17 protein-coding genes are annotated in these 15,504 nt (G+C 54.2%); 13 read left to right on the forward strand and 4 right to left on the reverse strand.

Going from position 1 to position 15,504, the window contains the following annotated elements; translation table 11 throughout:
* Positions 1–649: 649 nt before the first annotated feature.
* Positions 650–2,134 carry a flagellin N-terminal helical domain-containing protein gene (locus O1722_RS05700; protein ID WP_033487533.1) on the reverse strand — a complete coding sequence of 495 codons (1,485 nt, stop codon included), beginning with the start codon at positions 2,132–2,134 and terminating at the stop codon, positions 650–652.
* Between the two features lie 310 nt (positions 2,135–2,444).
* Here O1722_RS05700 and fliD point away from each other — a divergent pair, with 310 nt between their 5' ends.
* From fliD to fliT, 3 genes are read left to right on the forward strand one after another with little or no spacing between them, the layout of a single operon-like run.
* Positions 2,445–3,947 (forward strand): flagellar filament capping protein FliD, encoded by a 1,503-nt coding sequence (gene fliD / locus O1722_RS05705; protein ID WP_017692826.1) that lies wholly within the window; start codon positions 2,445–2,447, stop codon positions 3,945–3,947.
* A 44-nt stretch (positions 3,948–3,991) separates the two neighbouring features.
* Entirely contained in the window at positions 3,992–4,399 is a 408-nt protein-coding gene (fliS, locus tag O1722_RS05710) for a flagellar export chaperone FliS (RefSeq protein WP_017692827.1), read from the forward strand.
* The gene (gene fliT / locus O1722_RS05715) at positions 4,392–4,700 is read left to right on the forward strand and encodes a flagellar protein FliT (RefSeq protein WP_032654672.1); all 309 of its coding nucleotides are present in this window, start codon (positions 4,392–4,394) and stop codon (positions 4,698–4,700) included. Before fliS ends, fliT begins: the two co-directional genes overlap by 8 nt.
* A gap of 116 nt (positions 4,701–4,816) precedes the next feature.
* Here the strand turns inward: fliT and O1722_RS05720 are convergent, their stop codons facing one another.
* From O1722_RS05720 to flgA, 3 genes are all read right to left on the reverse strand, one after another.
* Positions 4,817–5,260, reverse strand: coding sequence for a flagella synthesis protein FlgN (locus O1722_RS05720; protein WP_032654668.1), 444 nt, complete (start codon positions 5,258–5,260; stop codon positions 4,817–4,819).
* A 23-nt stretch (positions 5,261–5,283) separates the two neighbouring features.
* Positions 5,284–5,574 carry a flagellar biosynthesis anti-sigma factor FlgM gene (gene flgM / locus O1722_RS05725; protein ID WP_032654665.1) on the reverse strand — a complete coding sequence of 97 codons (291 nt, stop codon included), beginning with the start codon at positions 5,572–5,574 and terminating at the stop codon, positions 5,284–5,286.
* A gap of 73 nt (positions 5,575–5,647) precedes the next feature.
* Complete coding sequence (gene flgA, locus O1722_RS05730; protein WP_015571601.1) at positions 5,648–6,346, reverse strand: flagellar basal body P-ring formation chaperone FlgA; 699 nt, start codon at positions 6,344–6,346, stop codon at positions 5,648–5,650.
* Between the two features lie 259 nt (positions 6,347–6,605).
* Between flgA and flgB the strand changes: the two genes are divergently transcribed.
* From flgB to flgK, 10 genes are all read left to right on the forward strand, one after another.
* Positions 6,606–7,016, forward strand: coding sequence for a flagellar basal body rod protein FlgB (gene flgB / locus O1722_RS05735; RefSeq protein WP_015571600.1), 411 nt, complete (start codon positions 6,606–6,608; stop codon positions 7,014–7,016).
* Positions 7,017–7,020: 4 nt separating this feature from the next.
* Positions 7,021–7,425, forward strand: coding sequence for a flagellar basal body rod protein FlgC (gene flgC / locus O1722_RS05740; protein ID WP_015571599.1), 405 nt, complete (start codon positions 7,021–7,023; stop codon positions 7,423–7,425).
* An 8-nt stretch (positions 7,426–7,433) separates the two neighbouring features.
* Positions 7,434–8,132 carry a flagellar hook assembly protein FlgD gene (locus O1722_RS05745; RefSeq protein ID WP_015571598.1) on the forward strand — a complete coding sequence of 233 codons (699 nt, stop codon included), beginning with the start codon at positions 7,434–7,436 and terminating at the stop codon, positions 8,130–8,132.
* Between the two features lie 28 nt (positions 8,133–8,160).
* On the forward strand, positions 8,161–9,375 hold the full coding sequence (gene flgE, locus O1722_RS05750) for a flagellar hook protein FlgE (protein ID WP_015571597.1): 1,215 nt from the start codon (positions 8,161–8,163) through the stop codon (positions 9,373–9,375).
* 9 nt (positions 9,376–9,384) lie between these two features.
* On the forward strand, positions 9,385–10,122 hold the full coding sequence (locus O1722_RS05755; RefSeq protein ID WP_015571596.1) for a flagellar basal body rod protein FlgF: 738 nt from the start codon (positions 9,385–9,387) through the stop codon (positions 10,120–10,122).
* An 18-nt stretch (positions 10,123–10,140) separates the two neighbouring features.
* The gene (gene flgG / locus O1722_RS05760; protein WP_015571595.1) at positions 10,141–10,923 is read left to right on the forward strand and encodes a flagellar basal-body rod protein FlgG; all 783 of its coding nucleotides are present in this window, start codon (positions 10,141–10,143) and stop codon (positions 10,921–10,923) included.
* A gap of 62 nt (positions 10,924–10,985) precedes the next feature.
* Positions 10,986–11,699, forward strand: coding sequence for a flagellar basal body L-ring protein FlgH (locus O1722_RS05765; protein WP_015571594.1), 714 nt, complete (start codon positions 10,986–10,988; stop codon positions 11,697–11,699).
* Positions 11,700–11,757: 58 nt separating this feature from the next.
* Complete coding sequence (locus O1722_RS05770) at positions 11,758–12,822, forward strand: flagellar basal body P-ring protein FlgI (RefSeq protein ID WP_045324746.1); 1,065 nt, start codon at positions 11,758–11,760, stop codon at positions 12,820–12,822.
* On the forward strand, positions 12,822–13,751 hold the full coding sequence (gene flgJ / locus O1722_RS05775; protein WP_023295282.1) for a flagellar assembly peptidoglycan hydrolase FlgJ: 930 nt from the start codon (positions 12,822–12,824) through the stop codon (positions 13,749–13,751). The genes O1722_RS05770 and flgJ overlap by 1 nt, the downstream gene beginning before the upstream one ends.
* A 104-nt stretch (positions 13,752–13,855) precedes the next feature.
* Complete coding sequence (gene flgK, locus O1722_RS05780; RefSeq protein ID WP_032649214.1) at positions 13,856–15,496, forward strand: flagellar hook-associated protein FlgK; 1,641 nt, start codon at positions 13,856–13,858, stop codon at positions 15,494–15,496.
* The last annotated feature ends 8 nt before the right edge of the window (positions 15,497–15,504 follow it).

Here is a 15,504-nt window from a genome sequence, read left to right on the forward strand (position 1 = left end):
TGATAAATAAAGTAAATGCCCTCCCATTTTGATGCGCATGCGGTGATTCCTCTCGCTGAACCTGGCGGCACGATAGCAGTGGGGTGACGCTTATATTCCTATTTTTCTGAGGCTTAGTACGTGAAGGGCAATGACTGACGGGCATTTGCTGACTGCTCAAGTTAGATAAGCTAAACGCTTAAAAATGTATAAGTAACAGGAGGGAATTTCTCCTTTTGCACGCTGTGCAGCGAAAACGATTTTAACATTAAATATCGGCAGTCGCTATAAATGAGTTGGTTAATTTTATCTCACTGGTCATATCATTTAAACAATGTTGAGATGAGCTGTTTAGCGGAAGGTTGCGTTCATAATAAATAAACGAGATGCGTTCGTTCTTTCATTTCGTATTCAATGGCACTTTACGCATGCTATTTATGGTCGATTACCGATTGTCTCCAAATAGGGTAAACGCGTTTTTATATTGTTTTGCGAGACCTTTTTAACCATATTATTTGTAATGTTTTTGGTTGGTTGTGACTTGCCTGACAGACGGTTAGGGCAGGGGAGAAGGATTGAGGACGATTAGCGAGGTTCAAAACGAAAAAAGCCCTCCGACAGGGAGGGCTAACGCGCAATAAATACGCGTAAATGTTGAGGCTTTTCGGGATTAGCGCAGCAGGCTCAGAACGTTCTGAGGTACCTGGTTAGCCTGGCTCAGAACGGATACGCCGGCCTGTTGCAGGATGTTAGAACGGCTCATTGCGGACACTTCCACGGAGAAGTCAGCATCCTGGATACGGGAGCGGGCTTCGGTGGTGTTGATAACAGTGGTGTTCAGGTTCGCGATGATAGAGCTGAAACGGTTCTGAATCGCACCCAGGTCAGCCTGGAAGTTAGTCACTTCGGTCAGGGCTGCATCCAGGTTACCCAGCAGGTCGTCGGCTGCGGCAGCGTTAGCGGCGGTGTTGATGAACGCGGAGTTCGCTGCGCCTGCATCCGCGACGGTAGGGGCAGTTGCGTTATCTGCGAAGGTCAGCTCTTTCACCACGGTGTTACCGCTTGCGTCGGTGCTCTGCGCGAAGTATTTGGTGTTTGCACCGTCTTTCACGGAGAACAGCTGCATGTTGCTGTCAGCAGCGTCAGCGCCAAAGGCCGCGTTGGAGATCTCGTCCAGTTTAGCCTGATCCAGCGTCACTTCAGAACCATCCTGAGCTTTGAAGGTCGCGCCTTCTTTCAGCTTAGTGGCATCGCTCAGCGTAGATGGACCGTTCAACAGGATATCGGCATCCAGCGCGTTGACTTCCGTTACGGCGCCAGCAGGTACAGCACCGTCAATGATCGCATTGCCAGCACCATCATCCTTGAAGGTGATGGCAGAGGTGTCCAGTTTAAACATTTTGTCGGCAGTTTTATCGTAAGCGAAAGCTTCACCATCAGCTACGTACAGCTTGACGTCGCCTGCTGCTGCGCCCACTGCCGTTTCAATTGCGGTGATGTCAGCTGCGGCAACTTTCCAGTTACCGGCAGCAGTGCTGATACCCGTATCGTCGCCCGCTGCTTTCGCAGTGGCTGCCTTGGTGTACTGACTGGTGGCGCCAGCAGAGCCGGCAATTTTATCGAATGCAGCAGTGAAGCCGTCCAGACCCAGAGAGTCGATGTCCAGTTTCTTCAGATCGATGTCGATGGTCTGGCCATCTTTGTCGCCAATCTGGATGGTCAGTTTATCTTTGGAGCCATCGAGAACGTTAACGCCGTTGAAGTTGGTGGTTTCAGAAATACGTTTGATTTCGTCCAGACGTGCAGAGATCTCTTTTTTAATGGAGTCACGGTCGTCAGAAGAGTTGGTACCGTTTTTTGCCTGAACGGTCAGTTCACGGATACGCTGTAAGTTCTCGGTTACTTCTTCCAGCGCGCCCTCGGTGGTCTGCGCCAGGGAGATACCATCGTTGGCGTTACGTGCTGCCTGGGTCAGGCCGCGGATAGAAGAGGTGAAGCGGTTAGAGATCGCCATACCTGCTGCATCGTCTTTCGCACTGTTGATACGCAGACCGGAAGAGAGACGCTGAATTGCAGTACCCAGAGAAGTCTGAGATTTGTTCAGGTTGTTCTGAGCCATCAAGCTCAATGCGTTAGTATTAATGACCTGGGCCATATCAATATCCTTTTAAATAAAGTAACGACGGCATTCGCCAGTTAAATATGCGATGTCTGTTGCGCATACTGAATTAATCGGATGAAAAGGAAATGACTAAATTATTTTTTCATAATTTTTTATATTCCAGAAAAAGCATTCACAAGTGACGGCAATTCTCCCGATTACCTCAGTCAATAGCCTGATAAGCGTGTAAGAGTGTATTAATGTGGTGGTTTCGTTGTCGCCTGAACTGTAAAAAATTAAACTTTATGGCCGAAACCCCGATGATATCGCTATATCTATCTTCACTGTAACAGGAATACAAATCATGGCTTCGTTCTCTATGTCAGGCCTCGGCGGCTCCGGGTTAGATATTGAAAGTATGATTTCGCAGCTCCAGGTAGCTGAGAATAAAAAATTAAACCCCTATTTGCAGAAGCAGAGCAATTATGAAGGACAAACTTCCTCCTGGGGTAAAATCTCCAGCAGTCTGGATGCGGTGAAAACGGCGCTGAAAAAACTGGAGGATGAAGGGTTCAATGGGGTCAGCATTGGCACCAACAAGGCATTTAACGCAACGGCAGGTAAGGGAGCGATCCCGAATAGTTACTCGGTCCAGGTTGAGCAGTTAGCAAAAGCCAATAAAGTGGGGACGGCACCGCAAAATGCGAACGACACCCAGCTGGGTGACGGCGCCGGTCCGCGTACGGTGACCATCACCGCAGGCAAAGGCAAGCCGATGGAGGTGGAGCTGAAAGATGATGAAACCTCTCTGGTACAGATTGCTAAAAAAATTAATGCTAAAAATGGCGATGTTACCGCGACGGTAATGCCTGCCGAAGATGGCAAATATCAGCTGGTCGTGACGTCGAAAAAGACCGGCGAAGATGGCGAAATTAGCATCAGCGTAAGCGGCGACAGTAAGCTGGCAAAAGTGCTGGATTACGACCCGGCAGTCACGCCGGGGGCAGATAATGCCCGGGAGATTACGCCGGCGCAGAATGCCATTGTCTACGTTGATGGTACGAAGATTGAACGCAGCTCCAATACCATTTCTGACGCCATTGACGGGATCACCCTCGATCTGCGCGAGGTCTCAGAAAAAGATCCTGACGACGCATCAAAACTGAAATCAGAAACACTGTCGATCACCGCCGATACCTCTAAGGTTAAAAGCCTGATTGAAGAGTTTGTGAATGTCTATAACGCCTATCTTAGCGCTGCATCCAGCGCCAGTGCATACAACGAACCGGAAAAGACGACCGGCGATGAACTGCCGCAGGCCAATGCGTCAAACGGCGCGCTTTTCGGTGACGGTACCCTGCGCCGTTTGACCAGCCAGATGAAGTCCGCTGTCGCCGGGAGCTATGGCGATGCCGACGATCTGTACAAATCTCTGGGTGCGCTCGGTATTGAGGTGAAGTTCAACGAAACCAAGCCCGGCGAGGAGCGTACCGGGACCCTGGGCATACTCACCATCGACAATAAAAAGCTCGACGAAGCGCTGAAGAAAAATCCAAAGGAAGTGGAAGCTCTGTTTTTAGGCACCGGCTCAACGGGCGGGATCAAGGATCGCATGGAGGAGGTGTTCACCACCTATCTGGGCGATAACGATTCGATCCCGAAGGTTGAAGGGGCGATCTCCACCGCTCTCAAGGGGGTAAAGGAACAAAATACCCGCGTTGAAAAACAGATAGCCCGCATGCAGGAACGCATTCAGGACAGCCTTGACCGCAGCCGTAAGGAATTCCAGCGTCTCGACCAGGCCCTGACGCAAATGAACAGTACGAGCCAGCAGCTTCAGTCCGCGCTGCTTGGGATCATGGGTTAAACTTAACGCATCCGGGCAGGCCAACTGCCCGGCAGGAACCGAAGATGTACACCAAAACGGGCAACAGCGCCTATTCCTCCGTCTCTCTGGACAGCCAGATTGCTGGCGCCACCCCGCACCAGCTCATCGTTTTGCTCTACGACGGAGCAATCAATGCCATGCGTCGCGCCGAGATCTACTTCCAGTCTGGAAACATCGCTCGCCGGGGTGAGATGATCTCCCGTGCAATCAACATTATTGATAATGGCCTGCGCGCCGGGCTTAACCATGAGGTTGGGGGACAGATTGCCGCCGACCTGGAGCGACTGTACGAGTATATTTCGCGCTCTCTGCTGGAAGCGAACCTTAATAAGTCCGGGGAAATGCTCCCGCATCTTATCTCACTGATGGTGGATATGGCTGAGACGTGGAAAGCCATCGACCCACAGGCGCGTCAGGTGAAGCATGGCTGATAAACTCACGCGGCAAATCGCCCTGATGTTGCAGAGTAACGAACGTCTACAGCAGTTAGCAGACGAGGAGGCGTGGGAGTGCTTTACCGAAGAGGTTGCAGCCTACGCCCGGGGTATGCAGGCGCTCTGTGAGTTCGATCTCTCGCCGCTTGCTGAAGACGCCCGCGCACAGCTTGCGCAGCTTCTTGCCCAGGACGAACGTCTGCGCCAGCGGATGTCAGTCCGGCTAGGTCATCTCAGCAATAACATTTCTGCTCTACTTAAATCAAACGCGTCTGCCCAGGCATACCACACTGTCTGACGCTCCCGCCCCTGAAGGCGGGAGCGTGTCCCGCCTCAATCCCTCTGCAAGATGACGTTAGCGCGTAAAAAAAGCCCGCCATGGGCGAGCTCGGTTACGGGTAAGCAAGAGGCGAATCAGATGCTGATATTGTATTTACGACCCGCAGGAGCCTGGCTGGATTCCCCGGCGGGGCCGTAGAGCGCGTTGGCGTGACCCACGCGGTCTACCACCTTCTGCATATATTGATTCTTCTTCATATGGTTTTGCAGAAGCGTTTCGACCTGCGCGTTCAGCGTTTTGGTGCTTTGCACCCGTTCTCTGATCAGCTTCCAGCTGGTGAACAGCCTGCTGTGATGGTGATAGGGCGCCTGAAGGGCGGAAAGCTGTTCCTGCTGGAGACGCATTTCATCATAGTACTGAATCGACGAAAGCAATTGGCTTTTATTATCCGATAATACCTGTAGCGAAACGGGATTTATTTGTACGCGGCTGAGCTGATTGACCTCTTCAATCATGATGGCTTCCAGCTCGTCCAGGGACGTTTTCATTTGCGTCAGTATCGGGTACAGCTTATCCATAATGTTAAAAAATCCTGCCGTTATTAATACTCAAAAATATGTCGCACCAGCGCCTGAGCAATTTTCTCTGGCTCGATAGTGAGTTCCCCGGAGGCCATTGCGGCACGGATTTTATCCACCCGTGCATAATCCACGTCACGGCTGTCATCGGTCTGAATTTTTTTTGTCAGCGCGCTCAGGGTCACTTCGGTTTTGTTTCCGCGCGCTTCGCCCGTCGCGACACTATTTTCCTGAGTAGTGCCGCGTGTACGCAGTTCGTGTCCGCCAGCCAGATTGCCAATCGGTGCGGTGGGTTGGGTGCTTTCGATGCTCATGTTTATCCTCGCCAGTAATCGTTACTGCTCTTGCCTATACACTAGTCTTCGGAAATACACGAAAAAACTAAAATTATTGTTCTAAAAAAATTGTCACGGCTCCGTCACGACCCACTTTTCCCGTAACGTTACGTCCACCCGTGGTTTTCACGCGCAGCGTATCGTCAACCGCAGCGTTGTTTAGCGCTTTGCCCTGGCTGCGGATAAAGAAACCCGGTCCCGACATGACCAGTTCTACCGTCTGCCCGGCGCGAAGACGCCACTGCTGGCGCAGCTGGTTTTGCAGCACCGGTTTGCCCGCGGAAAGGGGGCGCAAAAGGCGTTGGCCGACAATGTCCCTCGCCTCAAACATTAGACCAACGGGCAAATCGTCTATGCTGCCGGTCATGGGAGTAATATCGCCCTGCTGCACAATTTCCCCGCCCTTCAGACTATGACTGGCGACCCAGAAGGTTCCCTGGGCGCTAATGCTAAACGGCAGATAGAACTTACGCATGCCGCAGCGCGCCACTGCGGTGCGTTTGCCGGTGAGGCGGTCATCATGCCCGGCCAGGCTCAGGTCAGGATTTTCGCACACCGCTGATAGCTGTCCGGGCGAGGCCAGCAGCGTAACGGTACGAACGATATTGCCTGGATTTTCCGTGAGCTTAACCAGCGCCTCCAGTTTCTGCACTAATCGAAGTTTCGCCGTTGTCGCGGATGGCACGCTGGCATACAGCGGGCTCGCGAAAAGGAGCGTTACCAGCGTTACGCGTAATAATGGAAGCTTCATCTTGTTGCCTTATTGTAAAACCAGTAAAGTAAACGGGTATGCTTATTCTGACTAAATTATATACGTGATAGAAACGCTTTTATTGCGTTAAATAACGACACTTCTGCTGCCGTTTTCATGAATCAGTTCCGCATGTTTTAAATATCTATCTTAATTTCGCTAATAGCGCCTATTTCTGTCAGGTCTTTGCAGTGTGATATTTCATCAGCGCTGTCTACACTATCGCGGTTTATATAAAGCAAGGCAGAGGCCAGAGTGCATGATGAATAAACTTGACGATGCGTTTCGCTTCCAACAGCAAGCGTTAGGTCTGCTCTCGCGTCGGCAGGAAGTCCTGGCATCGAATATTGCGAATGCCGATACGCCAGGCTATCAGGCGCGAGATATTGATTTTTCTCAGCAACTTAAAAATGCGTTAGGGAATAAACCTGCATCAGGGCCTGTCACAATGGCTTTAACGTCCAGCAAGCATATGCAGGGTAAAAAAATGCCTTTTGATGATGCTCAGTTGCTATATCGCGTACCGGATCAACCAAGTGCTGATGGTAACACCGTGGATATGGACCGCGAGCGAGTTAATTTCGCGGATAACGCCATGAAATATCAATCGAGCCTGACATTCCTCGGTGCAGATATTAAGAAAATGATGACGGTAGTCAGTCAGGGGTAAATAAATGTCGTTATTTAGCGTATTTGATATTTCAGGCTCGGCGATGGCCGCGCAGTCAAAACGTCTCAACGTGAGTGCCAGCAATATGGCGAACGCAGACAGCGTTGCCGGACCGGACGGACAGCCTTACCGCGCCCGTCAGGTCATGTTTGAAGCGGACACCTCTGCCGGCCAGGGCATCGGCGGCGTCAGAGTCAGCGACGTAGTGGAAAGTACAGCGCCCGATCGCCTGGTCTATGAGCCCGGTAATCCGCTGGCGGACGAACAGGGATATGTACGCATGCCTAACGTCAACGTGGTCAATGAGATGGTCAATACCATTTCCGCCTCACGCAGTTATCAGGCAAATGTGGAGGTGATGAACTCCGCCAGGGCGCTGATGCAGAAAACCTTAACCCTTGGTCAGTAAGGCAGGATATGACAGTTTCAACGGTAAACGACACCAGCGGCAATACCAGCACCTACGGCACGGGCAGCAGTGCAGCCGACCTCTCCGAGCAGTTTATGAAGCTGCTGGTTGCACAGATGCAAAACCAGGACCCGACTAACCCGATGGATAACAACCAGCTGACCTCCCAGCTGGCACAGTTCAATACCGCCGCGGGAGTGGAAAAACTCAACGCATCTGTCGGCAACGTTCAGGCGCTTATGGCGCAGTTGGGCAGTATGAGCGCCGCCTCCTGGGTTGGCCGTGGGGTACTGATCGAGGGCGATCCGAAAGTCGCCTTTGGTGACGCCACGCAGCCACTGGACGGGGAGGAGAAGCCATCAGACAGCTTTAGTTTCCTGTTATCGGGGGATGCAGAAACGGTCACCGTCACGCTGACGGATGATGAAGGCAATGCCTATACGGCGCAGCTGAAGGACGTGAAATCCGGTGTGAAGACTTACACCCTCGACGATCTGGAAAACTTCCAGCCGGAGCCGGGGCCGCCTCAGGACAGGGAATACACGCTCTCCTTTGAGGCGAAAAATCCGGAAGGCGATAACCCGGAAATATCCGGCCTGATTCAGGAGCAGGTGTCTGGCGTCACGATGACGGCCAACGGCGCGGTACTGCACCTGCTCAATCATGACCCCATCACCATGGGCGACGTGGTTGTTATCCAAAAATAGCGAATAATTTACTCTCTGGAACTTCAATATGAGCTTTTCACAAGGTCTTAGCGGCCTCAATGCAGCCGCCAAAGCGCTGGACGTGGTTGGAAACAATATCGCCAACTCCCAGACAGCAGGTTTTAAAGCAGGCTCCGTGGCCTTCGCCGACATCTTCGCCGGAACGACGGGTCTCGGGGTTCAGGTTGCGGGCGTGACCCAGAACTTCGGCGACGGTGGCCTCACGGCGGGCAATAGCTCGCTGGATATGGGCTTACAGGGAAAAGGATTTTTCCGCATGGTAAGCGAAGGTGGCGCCGTCTATTACGGACGTAACGGCCAGTTTAAGCAGGATCAGAACGGCAATATCATCAACAGCACCAATGGATTGTACCTGACCGGCTACCAGGCGACCGGTACGCCGCCGACAATCGCCCCTGGCGCACCGGTAGGACCCATTCGTATACCGACGGAAGACATGCCCCCCGCGGCGTCCACCGCCGGATCCCTTACGGGTAACCTGAAGTCAGATGACACCACCATCATCACCGACTCGTTCGATTATAGCGATCCGAAAACCTACAACTACCAGAGCCAGATTGAGGCGACCGACACGCTGGGCAATAAACACACCGTAAAGGTCTACTTCGTGCAGACCGCGGCAGGCGAGTGGAAAGCTTACGCGCGCGATGAAACCGCGCCCGGCACGCCTGATGTGACCTCCCTGGATTTAAAGTTCGATAGCAACGGCAATATGGACACGGCGGCGATGGCCAGTACCAAAATGACCATTAACGGGGCCGCGTTTAATGGCTCCGCGCCGCTGAGTATCGACATGGATCTTTCCAGCTTGACCCGCCGGGCCACCGATAGCCTCGTGAAAGTTGACACCATCGACGGTCAGGCCCCGGGTAAATATCAGAGCTTTGTTATTGGCGACAGCGGAGAAGTGGTCGCGACCTACAGTAACGGTCAGCGTCAGACCGTGGCACAAATCGTACTGGCTGATTTCGCCAACAGCGGTGGGCTGGCGGCTGAAGGTAATAACGTCTGGAGCGAAACGCCGCAGTCCGGCCAGCCTTTCCTTGGTACTTCCGGCTCCGGCAGCTTCGGTACGATTAACGGGAATATGCTTGAGCAGTCTAACGTCGATCTGGGTCAGGAGATGGTCAATATGATTGTCTACCAGCGTAACTACCAGTCGAATTCGCAAACCATCAAAACCCAGTCTGAGCTACTCCAGACGCTGGTTAACCTGCGATAAGGGCGGCGGATGGATCGCGCAATATATACCGCATTGAGTGCTGCCAACGCGGCGCTCAACCGCCAGGCCGTGACGTCGAACAATATGGCTAACAGCGCCACGGCGGGCTTTCGTGCTCAACTGGCCGCGTTTCGCGCTGTGCCGGTTGAGGGGCAGACCCTGAAAACTCGCGCGCTGGTAGCGGAATCGACGCCGTATAACGACGACACCATGGGACCGATTACCCACACCGGACGCAGTCTCGACGTTGCACTTCCGCAGAACGGCTGGCTGGCGGTAGCCTTGCCAGACGGTAGTGAAGGGTACACCCGTAACGGCGGCATTGAGATCGATCGGGACGGCGCATTGCAGGTTGGCGGGAAGCCGCTGATGGGCGATGGCGCACCGCTGGTGGTTCCTCCCCATTCGCAGATCACCATTGCGGAGGACGGTACCGTCTCTGCACTTGGCGCGGGTGATGAGCCAACGGCCGTCGTGCCGGTCGGAAGACTGAAAATGGTTAATGCTCCCATGAGCACCCTGATCCACGGCGACGATGGGCTGTTTCGCCCGGCGGCGGGCAATGCGTTGCCCCAGGATGACGCCATGCGTCTGAGTCCTGAATCCCTTGAGGGAAGTAACGTGAGCCCGGTGAAGGCCATGACGGAGATGATCGCCACCGCACGCAGCTTCGAGATGAACATGAAGGTGATCCGCACCGCGGATGAAAACGCGCAAAAGGCCAACCAGCTATTAAGCGTGGGCTAACCCGCGCAAGGAGTACAGATGATTCGGTCATTATGGATCGCAAAAACCGGTCTGGAAGCACAGCAGACCAATATGGACGTGATTTCAAACAACCTGGCGAACGTCAATACCAACGGCTTTAAGCGCCAGCGAGCGGTGTTCCAGGATTTGCTTTATCAAACCATGCGCCAGCCCGGTGCACAGGCTTCCGAACAGACAACGCTGCCAAGCGGCCTCCAGCTGGGTACCGGCGTGCGTCCGGTCTCTACCCAGCGCGTGCATACTCAGGGCGGCCTGAACATGACCGGCAACGATACCGATGTCGCTATCGAAGGCAAAGGCTTCTTCCAGGTGCAGTTGCCCGACGGCAGCACCGCGTACACCCGTGACGGACATTTCGATAAAAATGAAAACGGTCAGTTGGTAAACGCAGAAGGCCATCCCATTCTGCCGGGCGTCGTAGTACCGCAGGACGCCAAAGAGATGCAGATAAGCCCTGATGGTATCGTCAGCGTGACGCTCCCGGGTCAGGCTCAGCCGCAGCAGGTGGGGCAGTTGACCCTGGCGACCTTTGTCAACGATGCCGGTCTCGAAAGCATTGGCGGCAACCTCTATCGTGAAACGCAATCCTCCGGCGCACCGAATGAACTGAATCCGGGCCTTGAAGATGCGGGTACGCTCAAGCAGAAGTACATTGAGACGTCTAACGTCAACGTGGCTGAGGAGCTGGTCAATATGATCCAGGTCCAGCGCGCTTACGAGATCAACAGTAAGGCCGTTTCTGCATCCGATCAGATGTTGCAGAGGCTTACCCAGCTTTAATTTCCTCTCTCTTACCGCTCCGGGCGCAGGCTCGGGCGGATAGATGGTTTATCGACACGTAAATGAAAACACTTTTTACATACAGTCCAACAGGGCTATCGCGTCCTGCACTGCTGGCGGGCGTGCTGCTGCTAAGCGGCTGCGCGCATATTTTGCAAAAACCGCTCGTGGACGGACCAACGTCGGCAGAACCATTACCGATGGCACCGGTCACAACCGGCGGCTCGCTGTTCCAGGCAGGACAGGCCATGAACTATGGCTATCAGCCGATGTTTGAAGACCGCAGGCCGCGCAGCGTGGGCGACACGTTGACGATTCTGCTTCAGGAAAACGTTAGCGCCAGCAAGAGCTCCTCCGCCAGTGCCAACCGTAATGGATCGGCCGGAATGGGATTACTGGCCATGCCGGGCAGCTCGAACAGCTGGCTGGGTAACGGCAAAGCTGACTTTAACGCGGAGGGCAAAAGCGACTTCTCCGGCAAGGGCGGGGCGGCGGCGCGCAACACCTTTACCGGCACCATCACGGTGACGGTAAATAAACTCCTGCCGAACGGCAATTTACAGGTGGTCGGTGAGAAGCAGATAGCCATAAACCAGGGGACCGAGTTTATACGCTTCTCGGGTGTGGTGAACCCTCGCACCATCAGCGGGGCCAACACCGTGCCCTCAACTCAGGTGGCGGATGCGCGCATTGAGTATGTCGGCAACGGCTACATCAACGAAGCGCAGACGATGGGCTGGCTGCAACGCCTGTTCCTGAACCTTTCTCCTTTTTGATACGACGATGAATACAAAATCCATTCTGTTATTTCTCGGCCTGCTGCTCAGCATTCCGATGCTGTACACGCCGGCGCAGGCCGAGCGAATTCGCGATCTGGCCACGGTGCAGGGGGTACGCTCCAACTCGCTAATGGGCTACGGGCTGGTGGTGGGGCTTGATGGCACGGGCGACCAGACGATGCAGGCGCCGTTTACGGGCCAGAGCCTCAATAATATGTTGTCCCAGCTTGGGATCACCGTACCGGCGGGCACCAACATGCAGCTGAAAAATATTGCCGCGGTGATGGTGACGGCCGAACTGCCGCCGTTCGCCCGCTCAGGGGATAAGATCGACATCGTGGTCTCTTCTCTGGGGAATGCGAAGAGCCTGCGTGGCGGTACGCTGCTGATGACGCCACTTAAAGGGGCGGACAACCAGATCTACGCGATGGCGCAGGGCAATGTGCTGATCTCCGGGGCTGGCGCGCAGGCTGGCGGCAGTCGCGTGCAGGTTAACCAGCTTAACGGCGGTCGCATTAGCGGTGGGGCGACGGTTGAACGCGAAGTCCCGAATGACTTCGCCACGCAAAACACGCTGCGCCTACAGCTTAACGAGTCAGATTTCTCGCTGGCGCAGCAGATCAGCGACGAGATTAATCGTCGCTATAGCGGTGGGGCGGCAATCCCTGAAGATGCCCGTACTGTACGTTTGTTTGCACCGCCGGATGGTCCTTCCCGGGTGCGTTTCCTCGCCAATATCCAGGATATTCCGCTGCGGGTGGGGATACAGGATGCGAAGGTCATTGTTAACTCTCGTACCGGCGCCGTGGTGATGAACCGCCATGTTTCCCTCGATGCCTGTGCCGTAGCTTATGGATCGCTGACGGTAGAGGTTACACAGAATAATGTTGTGAGCCAGCCGGATACTCCCCTCGGGGGAGGGCAGACCGTCGTGGTGCCACAAACCGATATCTCAGTACGCGACCGCGGCGGCTCGCTGCAAAGCGTGCGCAGCAGCACGGATCTGAACGCGGTGATCAGGGCACTCAATACGCTTGGCGCGACGCCAAATGAGCTGATGTCCATTTTGCAGTCAATGAAAAATGCAGGCTGCCTGCGTGCGAAGCTGGAGGTGGAGTGATGAATGCTTTCGATCGTCTGGATAAGCCAGCCTTTGACGTTCGCTCTCTCGACGCGCTAAAGCGCGATGCACGCCGCGCTGAACCCGGGGCGCTCAGGGCGGCGGCGCAGCAGATGGAGGGGATCTTCGTGCAGATGATGATGAAGAGCATGCGCGATGCCACCATCAAAGATGACCTCATGCACAGCCAGTCCACCGATATGTTTACCGCGATGCACGACCAGCAGGTGGCGCAAAATATTGCCGGGAGCGGACAGCTTGGGTTTGCGGATATGATTGTGCGCCAGTCAGGCGGGGAGATCGATAGCCCATCGGTGTCGACGCCCGGCAGCGGTCCGCTTAATTTGCCGGGACTTTCCTCCTCCGTCAGATCCGCCACCGGGCCGCTGGCGCCGTCTGCGTCGGTCTCCTTCGGCAAAGTAGCGCAGGGGGCTCAATCCTTTATTTCTCGTCTGCTGCGTCCAGCACAGATCGCTGCCAGGCAGAGCGGGGTTCATCCGCAACTGATCCTCGCGCAGGCGGCGCTGGAGTCAGGATGGGGGCAGCGTGAAATCCCCACCGCTGACGGCCGCCCCAGCCATAACCTGTTCGGCATTAAGGCCGGAGGTGACTGGCAAGGCAAGACCACAGAGGTGATGACCACCGAATACATCAACGGCGTAAAGCAAAAGATAAAGGCCTCGTTTCGCGTTTACGATTCCTATGAACATGCGCTCGCCGATTATACGAAGCTACTCACTAAGAACCCGCGCTATGCGGGCGTTGCGCATTCCCGTTCGCCGGAGCAGGCGGCCAAAGCGCTTCAGGCGGGGGGATACGCAACCGATCCTGCCTATGCGAAAAAACTGATCACCATTATTCAGAAAGTAAAAGGTGATATTAAGCAGGGTGTAGAAGCCTATAAAAACGACCTCGCGAAAATATTTTAAAAAAGTTTTTAGATAAATTCGCAATCACCGATGAATAAAGCAGAGCAATAATTTTGACCCTGCCCGAATATCGGGCTGGAAATAACGGAATATCCAGGTGCCTTATGAACAACCTCTTTAGTCTCGCGAAAAGTGGCCTTAGCGTAGCGCAATCCGCTCTTAGTGTGGTAGGCAGCAACCTGACCAATGGCATGAGCGATACCTATAGCCGCCGCAGCCTTGTGATTGGTGAGCTCGGTGGCATGACCACGGGAAACGGATTTTATGGCTACGGTGCGACGGTAACTGGCGTCGATCGCGCTTACGATGCTTTTGCCAACAAGCAGCTACGCGGCTCCGTCTCAAACTGGGCCTCGCTTAACGGCCGCATGGAGCAATTGAGCGACATTGATAATATGTTGGGCGATGAATCCGACAACGTCTCTGTCTCCATCAATAACCTGTTCAAGTCGATGGCGACGCTGAGCGCAACCCCAGATGACGGCCCGGCCCGTTCCGCAGTATTCAGCTCACTCGGCGTATTGACCCAGCGCTTCAATGACAGCGGCAAGCGCCTCACCGCGCTGGAAAAGAGCACCAACACCAATATCGAAACCAGCGTTAAAGAAATTAATAGCATCAGCGACCAGCTGGCAGAAGTGAATAAACAGCTGGAACGCGTACAGGCGCAGAACGGTACGCCGCCTGCGGACCTGCTGGATCAACGTGATGCATTACTGGAAAAACTGAGTGAGCAGATCGGTATAGATGTAACCGAGAATAGCGTATCTGGCCGCGTCGACGTAACGCTTCAGGATGGTCGCCCCCTTGTCTTTGGCGAAAACGCCAGCAAGCTACAGGCCACAGCGTCTGAAAGCGATCCTGACAGAATCGTTGTCTCTTACGTTGATAGCAACGGTACTACCACGCCAGTTAACGAAGCGAGCATTACCAAAGGCCGCCTGGCTGGGTTGTTTAAGTTCCGCAGCGAAGATCTTGAGCTCGCTAAAAACGAGCTAAACCAGATCGCCTTTATGATGGCGAGCCGCATGAACGAGCAGCACCGTTTGGGTGAGACGCCAGCGGGTGTGCCGGGGGGCGATCTTTTCTCTCTGCCACCTATGAAGGCGGTGGCAAATGCAGGCAATGCCGGTGGGGGAACGCTCGACGCTATCAGCGTGACGGACTACACCAACGTAAAATCTGAAAATTACAGCATCGACTTTGATGGAACAAACTGGAACGTAATGGGGGAGGACGGACGCCTGGTGAAGCAGGTGCCGGCCGGTTCCGCCACGCTTGAGTTTGACGGCATTGAGATTGATCTCTCCGGTGTGACCGCAAGCGCCGGCGACAGTTTTTCCTTTAATCCTATGGCTGGGGCTGCGGAGGGTATTGGCCGCGCGATCAACAGCGCACAGGATTTTGCCGCAGCGGATGCCTCCGGGGGCGGGGTGGGAAATAATCTCAATCTGGAAGAGATGCTTAAGATCCAGAATGAGAAACTGATTGGCGGCAGCACGCTGACGGAGGCTTATTCAAGCCTGGTGGGGACCATTGGTTCTAACGCGCGGGCGGTAAAATCGGGCATTTCCTCGGCTGAGATCGACCTGCAAACTAAATATGATGCGAAGCAGGCGCTTTCAGGTGTGGATATGAACGAAGAAACCGTCAATATGCAGATGTTTATTCAATATTACCAGGCCAATGCGCAAATTCTACAGACCGCAACCACCATGTTTGATTCGCTGCTTTCGATTAAATAAGGAGCTAT

The sequence above is a fragment of the Enterobacter cloacae complex sp. HYC003_NIDB genome, from assembly GCF_056673375.1.

What these genes read in the sequence shown, in the direction of transcription:
- O1722_RS05700 (WP_033487533.1), bottom strand. Translation starts at nt 2,134, where the DNA reads ATGGCCCAGGTCATTAATACTAACGCATTGAGCTTGATGGCTCAGAAC.
- fliD (WP_017692826.1), top strand. Translation starts at nt 2,445, where the DNA reads ATGGCTTCGTTCTCTATGTCAGGCCTCGGCGGCTCCGGGTTAGATATT.
- fliS (WP_017692827.1), top strand. Translation starts at nt 3,992, where the DNA reads ATGTACACCAAAACGGGCAACAGCGCCTATTCCTCCGTCTCTCTGGAC.
- fliT (WP_032654672.1), top strand. Translation starts at nt 4,392, where the DNA reads ATGGCTGATAAACTCACGCGGCAAATCGCCCTGATGTTGCAGAGTAAC.
- O1722_RS05720 (WP_032654668.1), bottom strand. Translation starts at nt 5,260, where the DNA reads ATGGATAAGCTGTACCCGATACTGACGCAAATGAAAACGTCCCTGGAC.
- flgM (WP_032654665.1), bottom strand. Translation starts at nt 5,574, where the DNA reads ATGAGCATCGAAAGCACCCAACCCACCGCACCGATTGGCAATCTGGCT.
- flgA (WP_015571601.1), bottom strand. Translation starts at nt 6,346, where the DNA reads ATGAAGCTTCCATTATTACGCGTAACGCTGGTAACGCTCCTTTTCGCG.
- flgB (WP_015571600.1), top strand. Translation starts at nt 6,606, where the DNA reads ATGATGAATAAACTTGACGATGCGTTTCGCTTCCAACAGCAAGCGTTA.
- flgC (WP_015571599.1), top strand. Translation starts at nt 7,021, where the DNA reads ATGTCGTTATTTAGCGTATTTGATATTTCAGGCTCGGCGATGGCCGCG.
- O1722_RS05745 (WP_015571598.1), top strand. Translation starts at nt 7,434, where the DNA reads ATGACAGTTTCAACGGTAAACGACACCAGCGGCAATACCAGCACCTAC.
- flgE (WP_015571597.1), top strand. Translation starts at nt 8,161, where the DNA reads ATGAGCTTTTCACAAGGTCTTAGCGGCCTCAATGCAGCCGCCAAAGCG.
- O1722_RS05755 (WP_015571596.1), top strand. Translation starts at nt 9,385, where the DNA reads ATGGATCGCGCAATATATACCGCATTGAGTGCTGCCAACGCGGCGCTC.
- flgG (WP_015571595.1), top strand. Translation starts at nt 10,141, where the DNA reads ATGATTCGGTCATTATGGATCGCAAAAACCGGTCTGGAAGCACAGCAG.
- O1722_RS05765 (WP_015571594.1), top strand. Translation starts at nt 10,986, where the DNA reads ATGAAAACACTTTTTACATACAGTCCAACAGGGCTATCGCGTCCTGCA.
- O1722_RS05770 (WP_045324746.1), top strand. Translation starts at nt 11,758, where the DNA reads ATGCTGTACACGCCGGCGCAGGCCGAGCGAATTCGCGATCTGGCCACG.
- flgJ (WP_023295282.1), top strand. Translation starts at nt 12,822, where the DNA reads ATGAATGCTTTCGATCGTCTGGATAAGCCAGCCTTTGACGTTCGCTCT.
- flgK (WP_032649214.1), top strand. Translation starts at nt 13,856, where the DNA reads ATGAACAACCTCTTTAGTCTCGCGAAAAGTGGCCTTAGCGTAGCGCAA.